13 protein-coding genes, 1 tRNA gene and 2 rRNA genes are annotated in these 21092 nt (G+C 43.0%); 14 read left to right on the forward strand and 2 right to left on the reverse strand.

What is annotated here, in order from left to right:
• Positions 1-3 precede the first annotated feature (3 nt).
• Complete coding sequence (locus AC2VOY_RS08305) at positions 4-975, reverse strand: DUF481 domain-containing protein (RefSeq protein ID WP_491830858.1); 972 nt, start codon at positions 973-975, stop codon at positions 4-6.
• 228 nt (positions 976-1203) lie between these two features.
• Between AC2VOY_RS08305 and AC2VOY_RS08310 the strand changes: the two genes are divergently transcribed.
• The 4 genes from AC2VOY_RS08310 to pgi all read left to right on the forward strand — a co-directional run bounded on the left by AC2VOY_RS08310 (position 1204) and on the right by pgi (position 6894).
• Positions 1204-2598 (forward strand): replicative DNA helicase, encoded by a 1395-nt coding sequence (locus AC2VOY_RS08310; protein WP_491830859.1) that lies wholly within the window; start codon positions 1204-1206, stop codon positions 2596-2598.
• 49 nt (positions 2599-2647) lie between these two features.
• Positions 2648-3742, forward strand: a complete 1095-nt coding sequence (alr, locus tag AC2VOY_RS08315) for an alanine racemase (protein ID WP_491833055.1) — start codon at positions 2648-2650, stop codon at positions 3740-3742.
• A 19-nt stretch (positions 3743-3761) separates the two neighbouring features.
• Complete coding sequence (locus AC2VOY_RS08320; RefSeq protein WP_491830860.1) at positions 3762-5009, forward strand: BamA/TamA family outer membrane protein; 1248 nt, start codon at positions 3762-3764, stop codon at positions 5007-5009.
• Positions 5010-5244: 235 nt separating this feature from the next.
• Positions 5245-6894, forward strand: coding sequence for a glucose-6-phosphate isomerase (gene pgi / locus AC2VOY_RS08325; RefSeq protein WP_491830861.1), 1650 nt, complete (start codon positions 5245-5247; stop codon positions 6892-6894).
• A gap of 212 nt (positions 6895-7106) precedes the next feature.
• Here pgi and zur read toward each other — a convergent pair whose 3' ends face one another.
• Positions 7107-7538 carry a zinc uptake transcriptional repressor Zur gene (gene zur / locus AC2VOY_RS08330; RefSeq protein ID WP_491830862.1) on the reverse strand — a complete coding sequence of 144 codons (432 nt, stop codon included), beginning with the start codon at positions 7536-7538 and terminating at the stop codon, positions 7107-7109.
• A 213-nt stretch (positions 7539-7751) separates the two neighbouring features.
• Here zur and AC2VOY_RS08335 point away from each other — a divergent pair, with 213 nt between their 5' ends.
• The 10 genes from AC2VOY_RS08335 to AC2VOY_RS08380 all read left to right on the forward strand — a co-directional run bounded on the left by AC2VOY_RS08335 (position 7752) and on the right by AC2VOY_RS08380 (position 21024).
• Positions 7752-8765 (forward strand): HNH endonuclease family protein, encoded by a 1014-nt coding sequence (locus AC2VOY_RS08335; protein WP_491830863.1) that lies wholly within the window; start codon positions 7752-7754, stop codon positions 8763-8765.
• On the forward strand, positions 8765-9346 hold the full coding sequence (locus tag AC2VOY_RS08340) for a class I SAM-dependent methyltransferase (protein ID WP_491830864.1): 582 nt from the start codon (positions 8765-8767) through the stop codon (positions 9344-9346). Before AC2VOY_RS08335 ends, AC2VOY_RS08340 begins: the two co-directional genes overlap by 1 nt.
• A gap of 139 nt (positions 9347-9485) precedes the next feature.
• Positions 9486-10472 carry a tRNA dihydrouridine(20/20a) synthase DusA gene (gene dusA, locus AC2VOY_RS08345; RefSeq protein WP_491830865.1) on the forward strand — a complete coding sequence of 329 codons (987 nt, stop codon included), beginning with the start codon at positions 9486-9488 and terminating at the stop codon, positions 10470-10472.
• Positions 10473-10691: 219 nt separating this feature from the next.
• Positions 10692-10922 (forward strand): thymidylate kinase, encoded by a 231-nt coding sequence (locus AC2VOY_RS08350; RefSeq protein WP_491830866.1) that lies wholly within the window; start codon positions 10692-10694, stop codon positions 10920-10922.
• Between the two features lie 143 nt (positions 10923-11065).
• Entirely contained in the window at positions 11066-12865 is a 1800-nt protein-coding gene (locus AC2VOY_RS08355; protein ID WP_491830867.1) for an assimilatory sulfite reductase (NADPH) flavoprotein subunit, read from the forward strand.
• On the forward strand, positions 12865-14580 hold the full coding sequence (gene cysI / locus AC2VOY_RS08360) for an assimilatory sulfite reductase (NADPH) hemoprotein subunit (RefSeq protein WP_491830868.1): 1716 nt from the start codon (positions 12865-12867) through the stop codon (positions 14578-14580). The genes AC2VOY_RS08355 and cysI overlap by 1 nt, the downstream gene beginning before the upstream one ends.
• The gene (locus AC2VOY_RS08365) at positions 14573-15352 is read left to right on the forward strand and encodes a phosphoadenylyl-sulfate reductase (RefSeq protein WP_491830869.1); all 780 of its coding nucleotides are present in this window, start codon (positions 14573-14575) and stop codon (positions 15350-15352) included. The genes cysI and AC2VOY_RS08365 overlap by 8 nt, the downstream gene beginning before the upstream one ends.
• Positions 15353-15976: 624 nt before the next feature.
• Positions 15977-17519 (forward strand): 16S ribosomal RNA (locus tag AC2VOY_RS08370).
• 98 nt (positions 17520-17617) lie between these two features.
• Positions 17618-17693: transfer RNA gene (locus AC2VOY_RS08375), tRNA-Glu, on the forward strand.
• A 437-nt stretch (positions 17694-18130) separates the two neighbouring features.
• Positions 18131-21024, forward strand: a 23S ribosomal RNA gene (locus AC2VOY_RS08380).
• The 16S and 23S rRNA genes sit together here with 1 tRNA gene alongside, the layout of an rRNA operon.
• Positions 21025-21092 lie beyond the last annotated feature (68 nt).

The raw sequence follows: 21092 nt of genomic DNA on the forward strand, positions 1-21092 counted from the left end.
GAATTAGAATGAAAATAAAATATTCATTGTCACAACGGTATCATCATGGCTTAGCCCTTCTGGGACTTTGGTCAAATACTGTCTTGAGTAGCCCATCTTAAAAGCCATAAATTCATTCATTTTAGTGATCGCATTAATATCTGTATCAAATCGTGTATTACTGTTACCACTGACAAGGGTAAACTCAGATTCTAAGCTGAGGTTTTTAAGCGCTTGCCATTTTGCGTTCAAACTACCACGTATGATCGCCTCTCGTACCACATCCGGTAAAATAGGATCATCGCTATCAATCTCATCTGTATTTGGATCTTGATAACGATAACCCGGGCCGATTTCCGACTCGAGTTTTAGTTTTTTGGTGTTATAGAGCTGATAACCTAAACCGGCAGATAAAGTATAATCATGAAAGTATGAGCTGTACTTTGAATCTATGCCTTTGAAGTTGCTATAAAGATATGAGCGGGGGCCAAGTTTGTAATCCCCTTGCAGCTGGTAACTCATCTGGCGCTTATCTTCTTCACCATCTTCATCTTCAGCGTAAGCTTTAAACTCACCTTGATAACGCATAGGACCATTGATATAAGACGCATAGAGTCTAGCATTAAGTGATTGATTATCTTCATTGCCCGTATGTGACTGGTAGCCAAATTCGAGTTCACTCTCCCAAGGTGACTTTTCTTCCTCTTCATCATCTTCAATTTCAGCTTTTGCTTGGGCCGCTTTGGTTTTTTCAGGTTCCTCTGCGATAGGGTTTTCGTCCCCTAAAATATCATCTAAAACAGCTTGGTTGATTTCGGTGTCTTCAGCTTGAGCTGTCTCGGCGGTATTTGCAGTCGGCGTTGCACTCGGTGTCACCGGCACATTGGTGTCTGCGGCTGGCGCATCACTATCAGCCGTTTGCGCATAGCTAGCAGGGCTCAGCAAGATACTGCTTGTAAAAAGCAAACCAAAATATAAAGAAGAAGTTTTAAGCACGCGAGCCTCAAAATAAGTAAAGCAATATTAGGCGCCACAACACCTTAGAGGTTGTTATTGGATAGACTAATTAGGAAACGCTCAATTTCATCAACTAGACAAAAATTGAGCAAAGATTATACCCAAGGGTCGCGGTGAAGTCATCTAATACTCTTTTGTTTTGCTGATCACTTACGTATATAATGACGTGATTATTCTCACGTACATCAAAAGTGAAAAGTTGAAACCATGGCCGAACAATTTAATCGTAAAAGAACGGATGCTCAAACCGAAGGTTTAAAAGTCCCGCCACATTCGCTCGATGCAGAGCAAGCTGTTTTAGGTGGCTTGTTACTTGCAAATGAACGTTGGGATGATATTTCAAGTAAAGTCATTGAAAGTGATTTTTATAGCCGTCCGCATCGTATTATTTTTGCAGCCATCAAAAGGCTTTTAGAAGATAACCAAGCACTTGATCTCGTCATTCTTTCTGAATATTTAGAGCAAAGAGAAGAACTTGAATCGGTTGGTGGTTTTGCTTATCTTGCTGATCTCGCTAAAAATACCCCGAGTGCCGCGAACATTAATGCTTATGCCGATATTGTGTGTGAGCGCGCTATGGTGCGTAACCTGATTGGAATTGCGAATGAAATTGCTGATGCAGGTTATGATCCTCAAGGGCGTAGTTCTGCTGACCTTTTAGATATGGCAGAAAGCAAAGTCTTTAAGATTGCCGAAGAGCGCACCAATGAAAACGAAGGCCCAAAAGGAATCGATAATATTCTCGAAAAAACCATTGAGAGGATTGAATATTTATACCAAACGCCGCAAGATGGTGTGACAGGTGTTTCAACTGGATTTGATGATCTGAATAAAAAAACTGCAGGTTTACAACCATCGGATCTTATCATCGTCGCAGCGCGTCCATCTATGGGTAAAACAACCTTTGCGATGAACTTATGTGAAAACGCCGCCATGGATAGTGATAAACCTGTGCTGATTTTCTCACTTGAGATGCCTTCAGAACAGCTGATGATGCGTATGCTTGCCTCACTTTCTCGCGTTGATCAAACCAAAATTCGTACCGGTCAACTCGATGATGAAGACTGGGCAAGGATCTCCTCGACGATGGGGATCTTGATGCAAAAGAAAAATATTTATATTGATGATAGTTCAGGCTTAACGCCGACTGACTTACGTTCGCGCGCACGTCGTGTCGCACGTGAAACCGGTGGCTTAAGCATGATTATGGTCGATTACTTGCAGCTGATGCGTGTGCCGGGCATGCAAGATAACCGTACCCTTGAGATCTCAGAGATTTCGCGCTCACTCAAAGCACTTGCTAAAGAATTGCAAGTTCCTGTTGTTGCTCTATCTCAGCTTAACCGCTCATTGGAGCAGCGCGCCGATAAGCGCCCGATTAACTCAGACTTACGTGAATCCGGTGCGATCGAGCAGGATGCGGATTTAATTATGTTTATTTATCGTGATGAAGTGTATCACCCTGAGAGTGACCTTAAAGGGATTGCCGAGATCATTATAGGTAAGCAACGTAATGGCCCAATAGGCTCAGTGCGCTTAACCTTCCAAGGACAGTTCTCGCGCTTTGATAATTATGCCGGCCCAGCCTTTGATGATGAATAATTAAAAATTACATGGATAGTCAATGACCTTAAATAAAGACCAGTCTCCCTTGACTGCAACAACGGCTTTTATTCATCTGGATGCCTTGTTAGACAATATAACTTTAATTAAAAAAATCGCCCCAGAAAGCAAATTACTCGCAATTATCAAAGCGAATGCTTATGGACATGGGGCATTAAAAGTTGCCCAAGCAATTGAACACTTAGATGATGGACACAGTGTGAGTGGCTTTGGGGTTGCTCGTCTTGAAGAGGCGATTGCTTTGCGTGAGTCAGGGGTAGAACTACCGATCGTCTTACTTGAAGGCTTTTATGCGCCACAAGATCTTGAGCTTTTGGTTAAATACAACCTTGAGACCGTCGTGCATTGCCCCATGCAGCTTGAAGCACTTGAGTCTGCAAATTTAAAGCAATCACTAAAGGTCTGGCTCAAGCTAGATACAGGCATGCATCGTCTTGGGGTATCGGTTGAGGATTTTGCCGATTTCAAGCAAAGATTAAATGACTCTGACAATGTCAGTAGCCCTATTCACTATATTAGCCACTTTGCGTGCGCCGATGATAAAGCAAGTCCTTTGACGCAGCAGCAACTTGACTGCTTAGCCTCTGTTACCGATCCATCTGAGTGTCGCAGTATTGCTGCCTCCGCAGGGATCCTCGCTTGGCCAGAATCGCATTTAGATTGGGTGAGGCCAGGCATCATTATGTATGGTATTTCCCCATTTGATGATAAAACCGGTACAGACCTAGGTTTTAAACCTGTGATGACTTTAAATTCGCACTTAATTTCTGTAAAAAAAGTCAAAGCAGGGGAGAGTGTGGGTTATGGCGCAACTTGGGCGCCCAAGCAAGATACTTATGTCGGTGTGGTTGCGATTGGCTATGCCGACGGTTATCCACGCAGCGCGCCAAATGGCACACCTGTTTGGATCAATGGCCGTAATGCGAAGATTTCAGGGCGTGTATCTATGGATATGCTATGCATTGATTTAGGCCCAGAGAGCCAAGATCAAGTCGGTGACTTAGTTGAACTCTGGGGGCATAACCTACCTGTTGAAACTGTCGCTGCACACGTCGGCACTATTGCCTATGAACTTGTCACGCAATTGACTAGCCGTGTTGTCATTTGTTACCAATCTAGCTAGAACTTACGAGAATTACCTTTTGAAATTGAATCAACCTTTTTTATCTTTAAGCCTTGCAAGTCTAGCTGTATCGAGTTTACTTGTTTCTCATCTTTCTTATGCTGCAAAGTCTCCAGGTGATATAGATATCACCAATGATCCTGCGTATAAAAAGAATGTTACTGTGCCATTTATTTTTGGCACCGATAGCATAGGCTTTGCTGGTGGTGTCGGAGCGCTGTTTCGTGGTGTTGGTCAACCTCAAGCCTCTTTATTGGGCGCCGCATTTGTTTCCAATAAACACTCTTATGCTTATTATTTCTCAGCCAATAACTACCAAATCGGTGATCGCTGGTTATGGTATTTAGATGGTTATCAAGGACGTTTTGTTGAGTATGATTATTACACTGGCGAAGCCACAGATAATGACTCAGATGAAAATGACAGCATTGAAGTCGATGGCATGGAAACGCGTTATCGAATGCGTTTGAAATATGTCTTACCACTTGCTGCAGGCAGTGATGGTGCTAGTGCTTATTATACGCCAGAGCGTGAAGTGACAGGACATACGCCTTGGGAAAGTGGTGTGACGAGCATCGAATTCCAACCTTTTTATAAAAAGCGCGACTTGAGTGATGTGCGCGATAGCGATCTCGATGACACTTGGGGCATGACGCTTGGGCTTGAGTGGGATAACCGTAACGACACCCGTAACCCAAGTGAAGGTTCTTACTCTTTGCTGAGCTATACGTATGCACCTGAGCAAGGGGATGTGGATTCATGGCAGACGGTCGAGCTACAAAATAGCCATTATTGGGATCTTGGCGCTTGGGATGGTATTTTTAACCAACAAGTCTTTGCCTTTGATTTCTATACCGGTGTGAGTCCAAATGCAGGTGAGTGTGATGATGGTACCTGTCACCAAGCACCTGAATATGCTGGTATGCGTTTAGGTGGTTTATATCATTTACGTAGTTATGCGACGGCGCGTTATACTGGTAATGCGGCCATTCACTATAGCGCAGAGTATCGCGTCAAACCTGAATGGCAACCACTTGGTGACTGGCCTATCTTTAATTGGTACAACATTCCTTGGTGGCAATGGACTTTATTTGCTGATGTTGGTCGCGTTGCAGATGATTATGATCTTTCTGAGCTGCATGAAGATATGAAATGGAGCGCCGGCGGTGGTGTACGCTTCCAAATCGAGGGTGTGGTTATTCGTACTGAAATGGCTTGGGGCCAAGAAGACAGCATGTTCCGCGTAATGGTGAACCAAACTTTCTAAAGAATTACTCTCTTTATATCTAAGAGATTCATTTTGAAACATTTAAAGCCTTGAGTAGAAATTGTGCTCAAGGCTTTCTTTTTATTGTAAAGCTGAAAATACATACTTGATAAAGCTCAGGAAACTAGCAACTAGTTAAGAATTTTATTATTTTGACTTGAAAAATTTATGCTTAAAGAGTCTACTAATAGTAATTTGTTTTATCAGTTCTCACTCAACTTAAGGGTATAACGCAATGTTAAACACAACTAATCCAACTCAAACCGCTGCGTGGAAAGCACTAAGTGCACATTTCGATGCAAATAAAGACATGAAAATCAGTGATCTTTTCGCAGCAGATAGCCAACGTTTTGAGACATTTTCAGCGCAATTTGGTGATATCTTAGTTGATTACTCAAAAAACCTGATCACAACTGAAACATTATCAAAGCTATTTGAACTTGCAGAGCAAACACAAGTTAAAGAAGCAATTGCTTCAATGTTTAGCGGTGAGAAAATTAACCAAACGGAAGGTCGCGCAGTGCTACATACGGCGCTACGTAATCGCTCAAACACACCTGTTATGGTTGATGGCAAAGATGTGATGCCTGAAGTGAACGCTGTTCTGGCTAAAATGGAAAGCTTTACTAAACGCGTTATCTCTGGTGAGTGGAAAGGTTACACTGGCAAAGCCATTACTGACGTTGTAAACATTGGTATCGGTGGTTCTGACCTAGGTCCTTTCATGGTTACTGAGGCGCTAAAACCTTATAAAAACCACTTAAACATGCACTTTGTATCGAACGTAGATGGCACCCACATTGCTGAAACACTAAAAGCCGTGAATCCTGAAACGACATTGTTCCTTGTAGCTTCAAAAACATTTACTACTCAAGAAACAATGACAAACGCACACAGTGCACGTGATTGGTTCCTAAACGCTGCGCAAGATGAAGCGCATGTTGCAAAACACTTTGCAGCGCTTTCAACCAATGCAACGGCTGTTTCTGAATTTGGTATCGATACTGACAACATGTTTGAGTTCTGGGATTGGGTCGGTGGTCGTTATTCTCTTTGGTCTGCAATCGGCCTATCTATCGCTCTGTCTGTTGGCTTTGACAACTATGTGGCTCTTCTTGATGGCGCACATCAAATGGACAAGCACTTCACTTCAACTGAGTTTGAAAACAATATCCCAGTGATCTTGGCGCTTATCGGTATTTGGTATAACAACTTCCATGGAGCAGAGTCAGAAGCTATCTTACCTTATGATCAATATATGCACCGTTTTGCTGCGTATTTCCAACAAGGGAATATGGAATCAAATGGTAAGTTTGTTGATCGCAATGGCGATGCTGTGGATTATCAAACAGGTCCTATCATCTGGGGTGAACCAGGCACAAATGGTCAACATGCGTTTTATCAGTTGATCCACCAAGGCACAAAACTTATTCCTTGTGATTTTATTGCGCCAGCATTAACGCATAACCCTGTTTCTGATCACCATCAAAAACTAATGTCTAACTTCTTCGCGCAAACTCAAGCGCTTGCGTTTGGTAAGTCAAAAGAAGAAGTGGAAGCTGAGTTTATTGCAGCAGGTAAGACATTGGATGAAGTAAAAGACTTGGTTCCATTTAAAGTCTTTGAAGGCAACCGTCCAACTAACTCTATCTTGGTGAAGAAGATCACCCCTGAAACGCTAGGTAGTTTGATTGCTATGTATGAGCACAAAATCTTTGTGCAAGGCGTGATTTGGAATATCTTTACGTTCGATCAGTGGGGCGTTGAACTTGGTAAGCAACTTGCAAACCGTATCTTGCCTGAGCTTGCGGATGATAAAGCGGTTGATTCTCACGATAGTTCAACCAATGGTTTGATTAACGCATTTAAAGCGTTGCAAGCTTAATTTTCAATATATCATGTTTATCGGGTTGAATTGATTAGATAAACAGATATTTGGGTTACTTCTAGCTTAAGGGTATGTATATCGACTACGCAAAGTCGCTCGCAGCCATCCATGGTCGCTCACTCGGCACATCCATGTGCCTCGAAAACTTTGCTGCGCTGATACACATACCCTCAAGCTAATTATTCATAATCAAAGCAGACGTCATCCAGTTACTGACAACGCGTGCAACGCCCATGGGTTTCAATCACATGGCTTGTTAGCGCAAAATTCTTATCCTGAATATGCTGATTTAAAAGATCCAGCAGTGCTTGATCTTGGATTTCCGTCACCTCGCCACACTCTTCACAAATCAACAAATGCGAAAAATGCTTATCCTCATCAAAGGATGAACAGCAGATAAAGCTATTATTTGACTCCACGCGATGAATAAAACCCTGTGCGAGTAAAAAATCAAGCGCACGATAAACAGTTGGGGGCTTGGCTTGCGGCTCAGTCTTTTTCAACATATCTAAGAGCTCATACGCCGTTACTGCGCCTTTATGATTCCAAATCAATTCAAAAATATGCATTCTTTGCTTAGTGAGTCGGATCTGACGACTTTGACACAAGTTAATGATTTTCTGTTTTGTTTTTTGATCCACAATGAATGCCTATCTAAATATTGGAATATGTTAAGGATACAAGCTTGGTATGAAAATGGGAATAGCGAAAGCATGACTTGCAGTGAATGGGTGAATTAATTTATTTAATCCAAATAGCTTGGTAGATTTGACTATTATCAATTTAGAAGTGACTTTATATCATGATATTGATAAAACGTATTCTTACACTTATATGCAGCGTTAGGAGTGAGCATGGAGTTTTACCAAGTAGATCCTTCATTAGAAAATTATTGGCGATCGATTATTCTATTTGGGAGAAATGTTGCCTCTTATAAGTTTGCATTAGCTAAATCCCTTTATGAACTCCAGAAATCTGAAAATGATCTTATTCAGCTAGAAGAGCTCGCAGAACCTTTTAGTCGGCATCTATGTGAGCATTTGAGGCATAGTCCCAAACAAATCACCTCCAAATCGAGCAAGTTTATGACGGCTTGTATTGACTACAATGAAGGAAAACTAAGTAAAGATACGTTAATCGCTACAACCATCAAGCTTGGTTTTAATAACGTTATTGATGCTTTTCATATTGTAAATACTCAAGAGATAGAAAAGCGCTTTTTTCTTGATGAAAGAAGGCAGAATAAAAGTATTCGTTTAACCGAAAATTTCTTCTCATTGACAGAGAGTCAACAATTTGAAAGCTTTGAAAATGAGACAGAAGCTCGTTGGAGATTGGTTGAGAAGGGTTGGGAAATGGGAGTTTCGCGAAGCTTAATTGCAGTTGAATATGATAGTAGTCTGGATACCCTTTATTCTAAGGGTCATGTTCGTAGAGTAAATATAACGAGTTGCCGTGATAGTTTGAATGGATATCAAAAAGGTCACTGTTTTTATTGTCATCAGTATATTAGCATCGAAAAGCATTCAGATGATTTAGCTGATGTAGATCACTTCTTTCCTTGGCTACTTCATGGCACCATAGCTAATATAAATGGTGTGTGGAACTTGGTTCTTGCCTGTAGTGATTGTAATCGTGGTGAGAATGGAAAATTTGCTAAAGTGCCAAATATTCAATTGCTTGAAAAACTACACAAGCGAAATGAATACTTTATTAATAGTCATCTACCTTTAAGAGAAACGTTAATCCAACAAACGGGCCGAACAAAGCAGCAGCGCGCCAGTTTCCTGCAAGATAACTATAATCTTGCTAAGCAACAACTTCTCCATGAATGGCATCCAATAATCAAAGGAGTTATTAATTTCTAATGACGATTCAATACTATCAAGATAATGCAACTAGCTTTTTTGAGAATACAATCGATGTAGATATGGAAGAATTGTATAAAGAATTTGTTGATTTATTACCACCCAAAGCGCTCATTCTCGATGCTGGTTGTGGTTCAGGTCGAGATAGCAAAGCCTTTTTAAACAAAGGATTTAAGGTTGAAGCATTTGACGCCTCAAGTGAAATGGTAAAACGAGCCAAGTTAGTGACAGGTATTAATGTTGAATTGAAGCGTTTTAATCAAGTAAACGTCGTCAATCGTTATGATGGCATTTGGACCTGTGCATCTTTGTTACATGTCTCAGAGAAGGATCTACTTGATACATTAAGCACTCTTTCTCGATCACTTAAAGTAAATGGTGTTTGGTATATGTCTTTCAAATATGGAATAGGACAGAGAGAGAAAGACGGACGTTTATTTACCGATATGAATGAAGAGCGCTTAGATTCTTTCATTCAACAATTGGGTAGATTTGAAGTAACAAAGCAATGGTTAACTAAGGATAAGCGTAGTGATAGAAGTGATACTTGGTTAAACATTGTTGTTCGCTCTAATGCATAGTTAAAACGCTTTCAATTTATATTGGGTATTTTTAGAGCTGATATTTACTGCTATAATGATCAATCTTAAAATGCCAATTGAAATTTAATTCTTTATTTTGGCTTTACTTTAAAATTAAACTTCATTAAATGGTGTTTTCGTGAATCAATATACTAGTAGTCGCTTTTCCATTGCGCCGATGTTGGATTGGACAGATCGTCATTGTCGTTATTTTCATCGCCTGATGACCAAAAACACTCTGTTATATACAGAAATGGTAACCACTGGCGCGATTATTCACGGTAAAGGTGATTTCCTAGCATATAACCAAGAAGAGCATCCACTAGCGCTGCAACTTGGTGGTTCAAACCCACAAGATCTCGCAACTTGTGCAAAGCTCGCAGCCGAACGTGGTTATGATGAAATTAACTTAAATGTAGGTTGCCCATCGGATCGCGTTCAAAACGGAATGTTTGGTGCTTGCCTGATGGGGGAGCCGCAGCTGGTGGCAGATTGCATTTCAGCTATGCGTGAAGTGGTCGATATTCCAGTCACAGTTAAAACCCGTATCGGGATTGATGAGCAAGACTCGTATGAGTTTTTAACTGACTTTATTTCGATTGTGCATGAGAAAGGTGGCGCTGAGCACTTTACTATCCATGCGCGTAAAGCTTGGTTGAGCGGTTTAAGTCCAAAAGAGAACCGTGAGATCCCGCCATTAGATTATCCGCGCGCATATCAAATCAAAAAAGATTTCCCACATTTGGATATTGCAGTGAATGGCGGTATCAAAACCATTGAAGAAATTAAAACTCACCTTGAGCATTTAGATGGCGTGATGGTTGGGCGTGAAGCCTATCAAAACCCTTATTTACTCGCATCAATTGATCAAGAAATCTTTGGCTCAACGGATCCTGTGAAAAAGCGTCGCGCTATCGTTGAGGAAATGTATCCGTATATCGAGCAGCAATTAACGCAAGGTGCTTACCTTGGGCATATCACACGCCACATGCTAGGTTTGTTCCAAGCCATGCCGGGCGCACGTCAATGGCGTCGCTATATTAGTGAAAATGCACATAAACAAGGCGCAGGTCTTGAGGTGGTCCAAACAGCATTGGCAAAAATTCCTGCTGAGCTAGATGTATAACGCGCCTTAGCTTACAATTTTTAGCTTAAAAACTAGACGTATCTCAAATATCAGCCCATGCTTATTAAATATACTCTTCATCTTTGAAGCTGCAACTTCGTTAACTACGCTGATTCGCCCTAGTCACATATTCTTATATGCTCCTAGGGTCTCATCACCTTGTTGCCTTGCTGCAACTCCAATGCTTTTGAGTATGAGAGTAAATTTGAGGATAAGATAATGACGATAGATGAGCTGCGTCTTTTATATCAAAGAAAACAATTAATCGAAGCCTTGGTTGAGTCCGCGCCAGATGGTAGTGCTTGGATTGTCGAATGTCGCGATTGTGAAGGAGGACTAAAGCTTCTCACGGATGAAGTCGGTCGTGAGCAACATTATAATGATTTTGAAACTGCTTCTCGGTCTGCCTTAGATATAGGCTTTGATCATGTCCGCATCGTCAATAAGTAAACTCTTTCTCTGAAAAAGTGACAACTTCCTAACTTCTTTCAATTCCCTTAACTCTAAAAGTTATAAAGCATACTTATCTATTATTTTTTATTATAGCCAAGACTGGTTAATCTTAGAGCATGTTTCTCAGCGGAAGTTTTATCATGCTATTAAAGGATTTATCGGCGCTTGCTAGCCCACTAAGCGATCAACAAATTGGTCAGCTTCAACAAGCCATCTCAGAGCTTAACCCATCGCAGCTTGCATGGGTCAGTGGTTATTTTTGGGGAATGAGCCAACAATCGGCTCCAGCCAATGCAGCGTTAACAGCTGTTTCTAACCAACCAAGTGCAACCCTCACAATTATTTTTGCCTCACAAACCGGCAATGCCAAAGCGCTTGCGGGTAAAATTCGTGACGAGGCAAATAGCTTAGGCATTACTGCTAAAGTTGTTGATGCCGCGGATTACAAAGGCAAACAACTTGCCAAAGAAACCCATGTGATCATCGTTGCTTCAACCAATGGTGAAGGTGAAGCACCTGACAATGCGATTGCCTTGCATGAGTTCTTACAATCGAAAAAAGCGCCAAAACTACCAAACTTAAAATATGCCGTGCTTGCTCTTGGTGACTCGAGCTATGAGTTCTTCTGCCAAACAGGTAAGGACTTTGATGCATATTTATCAAAACTTGGTGCAACCGCATTTTTAGAGCGAGTCGATTGTGATGTGGATTATGACGACGCTGCGCAATCTTTTACCCAGTCTGCTTTAAAACTTTTAGAAGATGACTTTAAACAAGATGCCAATGCACAAGTTGTTTCTCTGCCAGTGCAATCAAGCGCTGCTGCATCAACTTATACCAAGCAAAACCCATACCTTGCTGAGCTGGTGACGAATCAAAAAATCACAGGTCGTGATTCAGATAAAGATGTGCGTCATGTTGAAATCGATCTCAGTGATTCAGGTTTACATTATAAGCCAGGTGATGCACTTGGCGTTTGGTATCAAAACTCTCCAGATCTAGCACGTCAAATTTTGGAGCAAGTTGGTTTAAGTGAAGATGAGCGCGTTGAAGTTTCAGGTCAAGCTTTGACTATTCATCAAGCACTGGTTGAAGCTTTTGAAATTACAGCTGCAAATCCACAATTAGTGATGAAATACGCTGAGCTGTCTAAGAGTAAGAAACTTGAAAAGCTTGTTGAAGATAGAGATAAGCTACGTGATTATGCGAATAAAACTCAAGTGATTGATGTATTAAAAGAAAAGAAAACCAAGCTGAGCACAGATGAATTGCTTGGCATGCTAAGAAAGCTTACGCCACGTTTATACTCAATTGCATCAAGCCAAGCGGAAGTTGAAGAAGAAGTGCATTTAACATTGGGCGTTGTCAGTTATCAAAAAGATGATGAAACACGCTTTGGCGGTGCGTCTGGATTTTTAGCAAATTTAGAAGAAGGCGCGCAAGTTAAAGTTTTTGTTGAAGAAAACTCGCACTTCAAACTTCCAGAAGATGATAACGCAAAAGTGATCATGATTGGACCTGGAACAGGTATTGCACCTTTTAGAGCCTTTATGCAAGAGCGCGAAGCTCGCGATGCACAAGGTGAAAACTGGTTATTCTTTGGCGATCGCACTTTTACGCAAGACTTCTTATATCAAGTTGAATGGCAGAAGTATTTAAAAGACGGTTTGTTGACCAAACTAGATCTAGCTTTCAGTCGCGATCAAGCAGAGAAAGTGTATGTTCAGCATAGATTATTAGAAAACGCTGCGCAGGTTTGGCAATGGCTTGAAGAGGGCGCTTATCTATATGTGTGCGGTGATGCAGAATATATGGCAAAAGATGTGCATCAAGCATTAATCGATATCGCACAAAGCCAAGGCAAACTCTCAGAAGAAGCTGCCACAGAATATGTCAATGAATTGCGCAAAGCTAAACGTTATCAAAGGGATGTATATTAATGAAAACGCAAACAGTATTAGGTCAAGAATTAGGCCCACTATCAGATAACGAGCGCCTAAAAAGTGAAAGCCGACATTTACGCGGCACTATCGCAGAAGATTTGCAAGATCAGATCACAGGTGGATTTACTTCTGATAACTTCCAGTTGATCCGTTTTCATGGCATGTATCAGCAAGATGACCGCGACATTCGCCAAGAGCGCGCGAAGCAAAAATTAGAACCTTTGCATAATGTTATGTTACGTGCACGTATGCCTGGTGGGGTGATCACGCCAGATCAATGGCTTGCGATTGATAAGTTTGCGAAAGAAAAAACTTTATATGGCAGCATTCGTTTAACCACACGTCAAACGTTTCAGTTCCATGGGGTTTTAAAGCCAAACATTAAAGGCATGCACCAAATGCTAAATCAAGTCGGCATTGACTCGATTGCGACAGCTGGTGATGTGAACCGTAATGTTTTGTGTACTTCAAACCCTTATGAGTCAAAAGTACATCAAGATGCTTATGATTGGGCAACCAAGATAAGTGAGCACCTTTTACCAAAAACACGTGCTTATGCTGAAATCTGGCTAGATGGTGAAAAAACTGAAACCACAGATAAAGAGCCAATCTTAGGTGATAGCTATTTACCGCGTAAGTTCAAAACAACAGTTGTGGTGCCACCACAAAATGATGTGGATCTACATGCCAACGATTTGAACTTTATTGCAATTGTCGATGACGGTGAAATTATTGGCTTCAATGTACTCGTTGGCGGTGGTTTGGCAATGACGCATGGTGATACATCCACTTATCCGCGTCGCGCTGATGACTTTGGTTTTATCGAAGTGAAAGATACGCTCGCTATTGCCGAAGCTGTTGTCACCACTCAACGTGATTGGGGGAACCGCTCAAATCGTAAAAATGCTAAAACCAAATATACGTTAGATCGTGTTGGGATTGATGTGTTTAAAGCCGAAGTTGAAAAGCGCGCTGGGGTGAAGTTTGCAGCGTCCAAAGCTTATGCTTTAACTGAGCGTGGTGATCGCATCGGTTGGGTTGAAGGTTATGATGGTTTATGGCACTTGAGTCTATTTATCGAAAATGGCCGTTTGTTAGATTACCCAGATAAAGCATTAAAGACTGGCGTTGCTGAGATTGCTAAAGTACATAAAGGTGAGTTTCGCATGACAGCGAACCAAAACCTTATTGTTGCAAAAGTACCAAGTGAGCAAAAAGAGCAAATTGAAGCGATCGCAGTAAAGCATGGCCTTATTGATGCTGCGGTATCCAAACAAAGAGAAAATTCAATGGCATGTGTTGCGTTCCCAACATGCCCATTAGCGATGGCAGAAGCGGAACGCTTTTTACCTGAGTTTGTCACCGATGTTGAAGGCTTACTTGAAAAACATGCTTTAGATAAAGATGACAATATTATTTTGCGCGTGACAGGTTGTCCGAATGGTTGTGGCCGCGCCATGCTTGCAGAAGTGGGCTTAGTAGGCAAAGCGCCGGGACGTTATAACGTACACTTAGGGGGCAATCGCGCAGGTACCCGTATTCCTAAAATGTATAAAGAGAATATCCAAGTCGATGAAATCTTAAATTTACTTGATGAGTTAATTGGCCGTTGGGCGAAAGAGCGTGAAGCAGATGAATGCTTTGGTGATTTCACTATACGTGCTGGGATCATCGATGAGGTTAAAGTTTCACGGAGAGACTTTCATGCTTAATACAACACAAAAAGCTTTTGATTTAGATGATTTACGTCATCAGAACAAAGTGATGCAAACTATCGCGCTTGGTGAAATAAACGTTGAGCTTGAGAAAATGGATACGCAAGCAAGAATTAATTGGGCAAAACAAAATTTGCAGCCAAGCTTTGCTGTCTCTTCAAGTTTTGGTGTTCAATCAGCCGTGATGCTGCATCTAATGAATCAAGCGATCCCTAATATCCCAGTGATATTGACAGATACAGGTTATCTATTTAAAGAAACCTATCAATTTATAGATGAGTTAACCCAAAGCTTAAACCTTAATTTAAAAGTTTACCGCTCTCTTTATAGCCCTGCATGGCAAGAAGCTAAATATGGCCAATTATGGGAGCAAGGGGTTGAAGGTATCACGCAATATAACCGCTTGAATAAGGTAGAGCCGTTAAAAAGAGGTTTAACTGAGTTAAATGTTGGAACTTGGTTCTCTGGTTTGCGTCGCGAGCAATCAAAATCGCGTGAAAACTTACCTATATTATCCATTCAACATGGGGTATTTAAATTTCTACCTATTATTGATTGGACAGAGGAGCAAGTTGAGTCTTATTTAGAAGAACATGCATTACCATTTCATCCATTAAAGAATGAAGGCTATGTTTCGATAGGTGATACACATACGACAGCGAAACTTGAAGCAGGGATGAGCGCAGAAGAAACAAGATTCTTTGGTTTGAAGCGTGAATGTGGTTTACATGAAGATGATGATAAGCATATTGATGGTCTAGGGATTTAGTAAAATCATCATTTTTGCTAAGTTATCAACATCGTTTTGTGGATAAGATGTAAAGAACTTGAGACTAAAAGTGTACAAATAAAGGGTTGAGCGTAAATTGAGCGCTTAACCCTTTTTTTATGAAAAAAACTAAAAAAGTGCTTGCCAAAGTTATCTCGATCTCTATAATGCGCACTCACTGACACGGCAGACGCCGCCTAGCTTTAAGAGCAAAGCAGCAGAGCAAATCAGTTAAATAAGTCGCTTCTTTCTTTTATAAAGAAAAATAGAAAAACTTCAAAAAAGTGTTTGACACTTGAGTTTAAATCTATAATATAGCGCACCTCTTCAAGGCAAGCTGTTAAGCAAGCTAAGAAGATGCTCTTTAACAATATAGACCTATCAATCTGTGTGGGCACTCGTTGATTGTACAATTAGACTTCTTAGTTTACTAAGAGTCAAAATTTCAATGAACTAGTGACCAAATCGAGATTTCTTATCGTTTTACGATATAGGAAACTTGGCACAGTCAATTCATTATCTTTCTGTTGGAAAGATAATAGCTTTAGAATTACATCTTATCTTCGGGTAAGAATTAGTTTTGAAGTCAGTATTCATTGAGCTTGTCGAAAGACACAAAATCTTAAATTGAAGAGTTTGATCATGGCTCAGATTGAACGCTGGCGGCAGGCCTAACACATGCAAGTCGAGCGGAAACGAGAAGGTGCTTGCACCTTCGGCGTCGAGCGGCGGACGGGTGAGTAATGCATAGGAAATTGCCCTAATGTGGGGGATAACTATTGGAAACGATAGCTAATACCGCATAATGCCTTCGGGCCAAAGCAGGGGACCTTCGGGCCTTGCGCGTTAGGATATGCCTATGTGGGATTAGCTAGTTGGTGAGGTAATGGCTCACCAAGGCGACGATCCCTAGCTGGTCTGAGAGGATGATCAGCCACACTGGGACTGAGACACGGCCCAGACTCCTACGGGAGGCAGCAGTGGGGAATATTGCACAATGGGCGAAAGCCTGATGCAGCCATGCCGCGTGTATGAAGAAGGCCTTCGGGTTGTAAAGTACTTTCAGTTGTGAGGAAGGTAGCGTAGCTAATAACTGCGTTGCTTGACGTTAGCAACAGAAGAAGCACCGGCTAACTCCGTGCCAGCAGCCGCGGTAATACGGAGGGTGCGAGCGTTAATCGGAATTACTGGGCGTAAAGCGCATGCAGGTGGTTTGTTAAGTCAGATGTGAAAGCCCGAGGCTCAACCTCGGAACTGCATTTGAAACTGGCAGGCTAGAGTACTGTAGAGGGGGGTAGAATTTCAGGTGTAGCGGTGAAATGCGTAGAGATCTGAAGGAATACCAGTGGCGAAGGCGGCCCCCTGGACAGATACTGACACTCAGATGCGAAAGCGTGGGGAGCAAACAGGATTAGATACCCTGGTAGTCCACGCCGTAAACGATGTCTACTTGGAGGTTGTGGCCTTGAGCCGTGGCTTTCGGAGCTAACGCGTTAAGTAGACCGCCTGGGGAGTACGGTCGCAAGATTAAAACTCAAATGAATTGACGGGGGCCCGCACAAGCGGTGGAGCATGTGGTTTAATTCGATGCAACGCGAAGAACCTTACCTACTCTTGACATCTACAGAACTTAGCAGAGATGCTTTGGTGCCTTCGGGAACTGTAAGACAGGTGCTGCATGGCTGTCGTCAGCTCGTGTTGTGAAATGTTGGGTTAAGTCCCGCAACGAGCGCAACCCTTATCCTTGTTTGCCAGCACGTAATGGTGGGAACTCCAGGGAGACTGCCGGTGATAAACCGGAGGAAGGTGGGGACGACGTCAAGTCATCATGGCCCTTACGAGTAGGGCTACACACGTGCTACAATGGCGCATACAGAGGGCAGCCAACTTGCGAAAGTGAGCGAATCCCAAAAAGTGCGTCGTAGTCCGGATTGGAGTCTGCAACTCGACTCCATGAAGTCGGAATCGCTAGTAATCGTGGATCAGAATGCCACGGTGAATACGTTCCCGGGCCTTGTACACACCGCCCGTCACACCATGGGAGTGGGCTGCAAAAGAAGTAGGTAGTTTAACCTTCGGGAGGACGCTTACCACTTTGTGGTTCATGACTGGGGTGAAGTCGTAACAAGGTAGCCCTAGGGGAACCTGGGGCTGGATCACCTCCTTATACGAAATGTGCATAGATGAGTGTTCACACAGATTGATACGGTTTATAAGTAAAGAGATTTGATGCTCCCAAGCATCACACCGAAAGGTATCCATAGTGTCCCGTTCGTCTAGAGGCCTAGGACACCGCCCTTTCACGGCGGTAACAGGGGTTCGACTCCCCTACGGGATACCATCTTTAAGTGTATTTCAAAGTATATTTAAAAATGGTTTATTACACTGTGATAAATCTGCTCTTTAACAATTTGGAAAGCTGACGAAATAATAAATTTCAATTTTTATTATTTCACCAAAAGTTCTCAATCTTATCTTTTAAGATAAGTAAACAAACACACATTTAAGTGTCTTGGCGTTTAATTACTAAGTAATTAAACGTATCTATTGAGTCCGGCAATCGATATTTAGATTAACCCTCTAAATATCAAAAACAAATCTTAGTGTGCTGACATACAGTAAATCTTATGATGTGTTTTTAGATAGATTTGGCAGTTAATACAAGGCAAGGATAGAAATTGTCGCCGGGAACATAGTTCATCTATGTGACCAAGCAATTTTTAGACTTAACGACGTAGTAACAAACAAATCGAACTAAAAAACTTTTTAGGGTTGTATGGTTAAGTGACTAAGCGTACACGGCGAATGCCTTGGCAGTCAGAGGCGATGAAGGACGTATTAACTTGCGATAAGCCCAGATTAGGTAGTAAAAACCACTTGAGTCTGGGATTTCCGAATGGGGAAACCCACATGCATAAGCATGTATCATTAACTGAATACATAGGTTAATGAGGCGAACCGGGGGAACTGAAACATCTAAGTACCCCGAGGAGAAGAAATCAACCGAGATTCTGAAAGTAGCGGCGAGCGAAATCGGATTAGCCCTTAAGCTTTTGATGAGGCAGGTGAACAAGCTGGAAAGCTTGGCGATACAGGGTGATAGCCCCGTAACCAACACCTCATAATCAGTGAAATCGAGTAAGGCGGGGCACGTGAAACCTTGTCTGAACATGGGGGGACCATCCTCCAAGGCTAAATACTACTGACTGACCGATAGTGAACCAGTACCGTGAGGGAAAGGCGAAAAGAACCCCTGTGAGGGGAGTGAAATAGAACCTGAAACCGTGTACGTACAAGCAGTAGGAGCACCTTCGTGGTGTGACTGCGTACCTTTTGTATAATGGGTCAGCGACTTATATTTAGTAGCAAGGTTAACCATCTAGGGGAGCCGTAGGGAAACCGAGTCTTAACTGGGCGTCGAGTTGCTAGGTATAGACCCGAAACCAGGTGATCTAGCCATGGGCAGGTTGAAGGTTGAGTAACATCAACTGGAGGACCGAACCGACTAATGTTGAAAAATTAGCGGATGACTTGTGGCTAGGGGTGAAAGGCCAATCAAACCTGGAGATAGCTGGTTCTCCCCGAAAGCTATTTAGGTAGCGCCTCGGATGAATACTACTGGGGGTAGAGCACTGTTAAGGCTAGGGGGTCATCCCGACTTACCAACCCTTTGCAAACTCCGAATACCAGTAAGTACTATCCGGGAGACACACGGCGGGTGCTAACGTCCGTCGTGGAGAGGGAAACAACCCAGACCGCCAGCTAAGGTCCCAAATTATAGCTAAGTGGGAAACGATGTGGGAAGGCTAAAACAGCTAGGATGTTGGCTTAGAAGCAGCCATCATTTAAAGAAAGCGTAATAGCTCACTAGTCGAGTCGGCCTGCGCGGAAGATGTAACGGGGCTAAGCTATAAACCGAAGCTGCGGCTGCATATTCTTACGAATATGCGGGGTAGGGGAGCGTTCTGTAAGCCGTTGAAGGTGGTCTGTAAGGGCTGCTGGAGGTATCAGAAGTGCGAATGCTGACATGAGTAACGATAAAGGGAGTGAAAAACTCCCTCGCCGGAAGACCAAGGGTTCCTGTCCAACGTTAATCGGGGCAGGGTAAGTCGACCCCTAAGGCGAGGCAGAAATGCGTAGTCGATGGGAAACGGGTTAATATTCCCGTACTTCTTACAATTGCGATGGGGGGACGGAGAAGGCTAGGTGGGCCTGGCGATGGTTGTCCAGGTTCAAGTGCGTAGGCTAATTTCTTAGGTAAATCCGGGAAATTGTTAGGCTGAGACACGACGTCGAGCACCCAAGGGTGTGAAGTCATTGATGCCATGCTTCCAGGAAAAGCCTCTAAGCTTCAGATTGTAAGGAATCGTACCCCAAACCGACACAGGTGGTCGGGTAGAGAATACCAAGGCGCTTGAGAGAACTCGGGTGAAGGAACTAGGCAAAATGGTACCGTAACTTCGGGAGAAGGTACGCTCTTAGCGGTAATGAGACTTGCTCTCTAAGCTGCCGAGAGTCGCAGATACCAGGTGGCTGCAACTGTTTATTAAAAACACAGCACTGTGCAAAATCGTAAGATGACGTATACGGTGTGACGCCTGCCCGGTGCCGGAAGGTTAATTGATGGGGTTAGACTTCGGTCGAAGCTCTTGATCGAAGCCCCGGTAAACGGCGGCCGTAACTATAACGGTCCTAAGGTAGCGAAATTCCTTGTCGGGTAAGTTCCGACCTGCACGAATGGCGTAATGATGGCCACGCTGTCTCCACCCGAGACTCAGTGAAATTGAAATCGCTGTGAAGATGCAGTGTACCCGCGGCTAGACGGAAAGACCCCGTGAACCTTTACTACAGCTTGGCACTGAACATTGACCCTACATGTGTAGGATAGGTGGGAGACTTTGAAGCGCAGTCGCTAGATTGCGTGGAGTCAACCTTGAAATACCACCCTTGTATGCTTGATGTTCTAACTTAGCCCCATTATCTGGGGTGAGGACAGTGCCTGGTGGGTAGTTTGACTGGGGCGGTCTCCTCCCAAAGAGTAACGGAGGAGCACGAAGGTGGGCTAATCACGGTTGGACATCGTGAGGTTAGTGCAATGGCATAAGCCCGCTTGACTGCGAGAATGACAATTCGAGCAGGTGCGAAAGCAGGTCATAGTGATCCGGTGGTTCTGAATGGAAGGGCCATCGCTCAACGGATAAAAGGTACTCCGGGGATAACAGGCTGATACCGCCCAAGAGTTCATATCGACGGCGGTGTTTGGCACCTCGATGTCGGCTCATCACATCCTGGGGCTGAAGTCGGTCCCAAGGGTATGGCTGTTCGCCATTTAAAGTGGTACGCGAGCTGGGTTTAGAACGTCGTGAGACAGTTCGGTCCCTATCTGCCGTGGGCGTTGGAAGATTGAAGGGGGCTGCTCCTAGTACGAGAGGACCGGAGTGGACGAACCTCTGGTGTTCGGGTTGTCATGCCAATGGCATTGCCCGGTAGCTAAGTTCGGAATCGATAACCGCTGAAAGCATCTAAGCGGGAAGCGAGCCCTAAGATGAGTCTTCCCTGGCACTTTAAGTGTCCTAAAGGGTTGTTCGAGACTAGAACGTTGATAGGCAGGGTGTGTAAGCGTTGTGAGGCGTTGAGCTAACCTGTACTAATTGCCCGTGAGGCTTAACCATACAACACCTAAAAAGTTTTGTAGTTGGATTGAATAGAAGCGCTTAAATGAGTGTGAGAACCTTATCTT

It is taken from the genome of Vibrio sp. KMM 9700, from assembly GCF_058545285.1.

Excerpts from the sequence above, each read along its gene's own strand:
- AC2VOY_RS08310 (WP_491830859.1), top strand. The coding sequence starts at position 1,204 with ATGGCCGAACAATTTAATCGTAAAAGAACGGATGCTCAAACCGAAGGT.
- pgi (WP_491830861.1), top strand. The coding sequence starts at position 5,245 with ATGTTAAACACAACTAATCCAACTCAAACCGCTGCGTGGAAAGCACTA.
- AC2VOY_RS08335 (WP_491830863.1), top strand. The coding sequence starts at position 7,752 with ATGGAGTTTTACCAAGTAGATCCTTCATTAGAAAATTATTGGCGATCG.
- AC2VOY_RS08340 (WP_491830864.1), top strand. The coding sequence starts at position 8,765 with ATGACGATTCAATACTATCAAGATAATGCAACTAGCTTTTTTGAGAAT.
- AC2VOY_RS08350 (WP_491830866.1), top strand. The coding sequence starts at position 10,692 with ATGACGATAGATGAGCTGCGTCTTTTATATCAAAGAAAACAATTAATC.
- AC2VOY_RS08355 (WP_491830867.1), top strand. The coding sequence starts at position 11,066 with ATGCTATTAAAGGATTTATCGGCGCTTGCTAGCCCACTAAGCGATCAA.
- cysI (WP_491830868.1), top strand. The coding sequence starts at position 12,865 with ATGAAAACGCAAACAGTATTAGGTCAAGAATTAGGCCCACTATCAGAT.
- AC2VOY_RS08365 (WP_491830869.1), top strand. The coding sequence starts at position 14,573 with ATGCTTAATACAACACAAAAAGCTTTTGATTTAGATGATTTACGTCAT.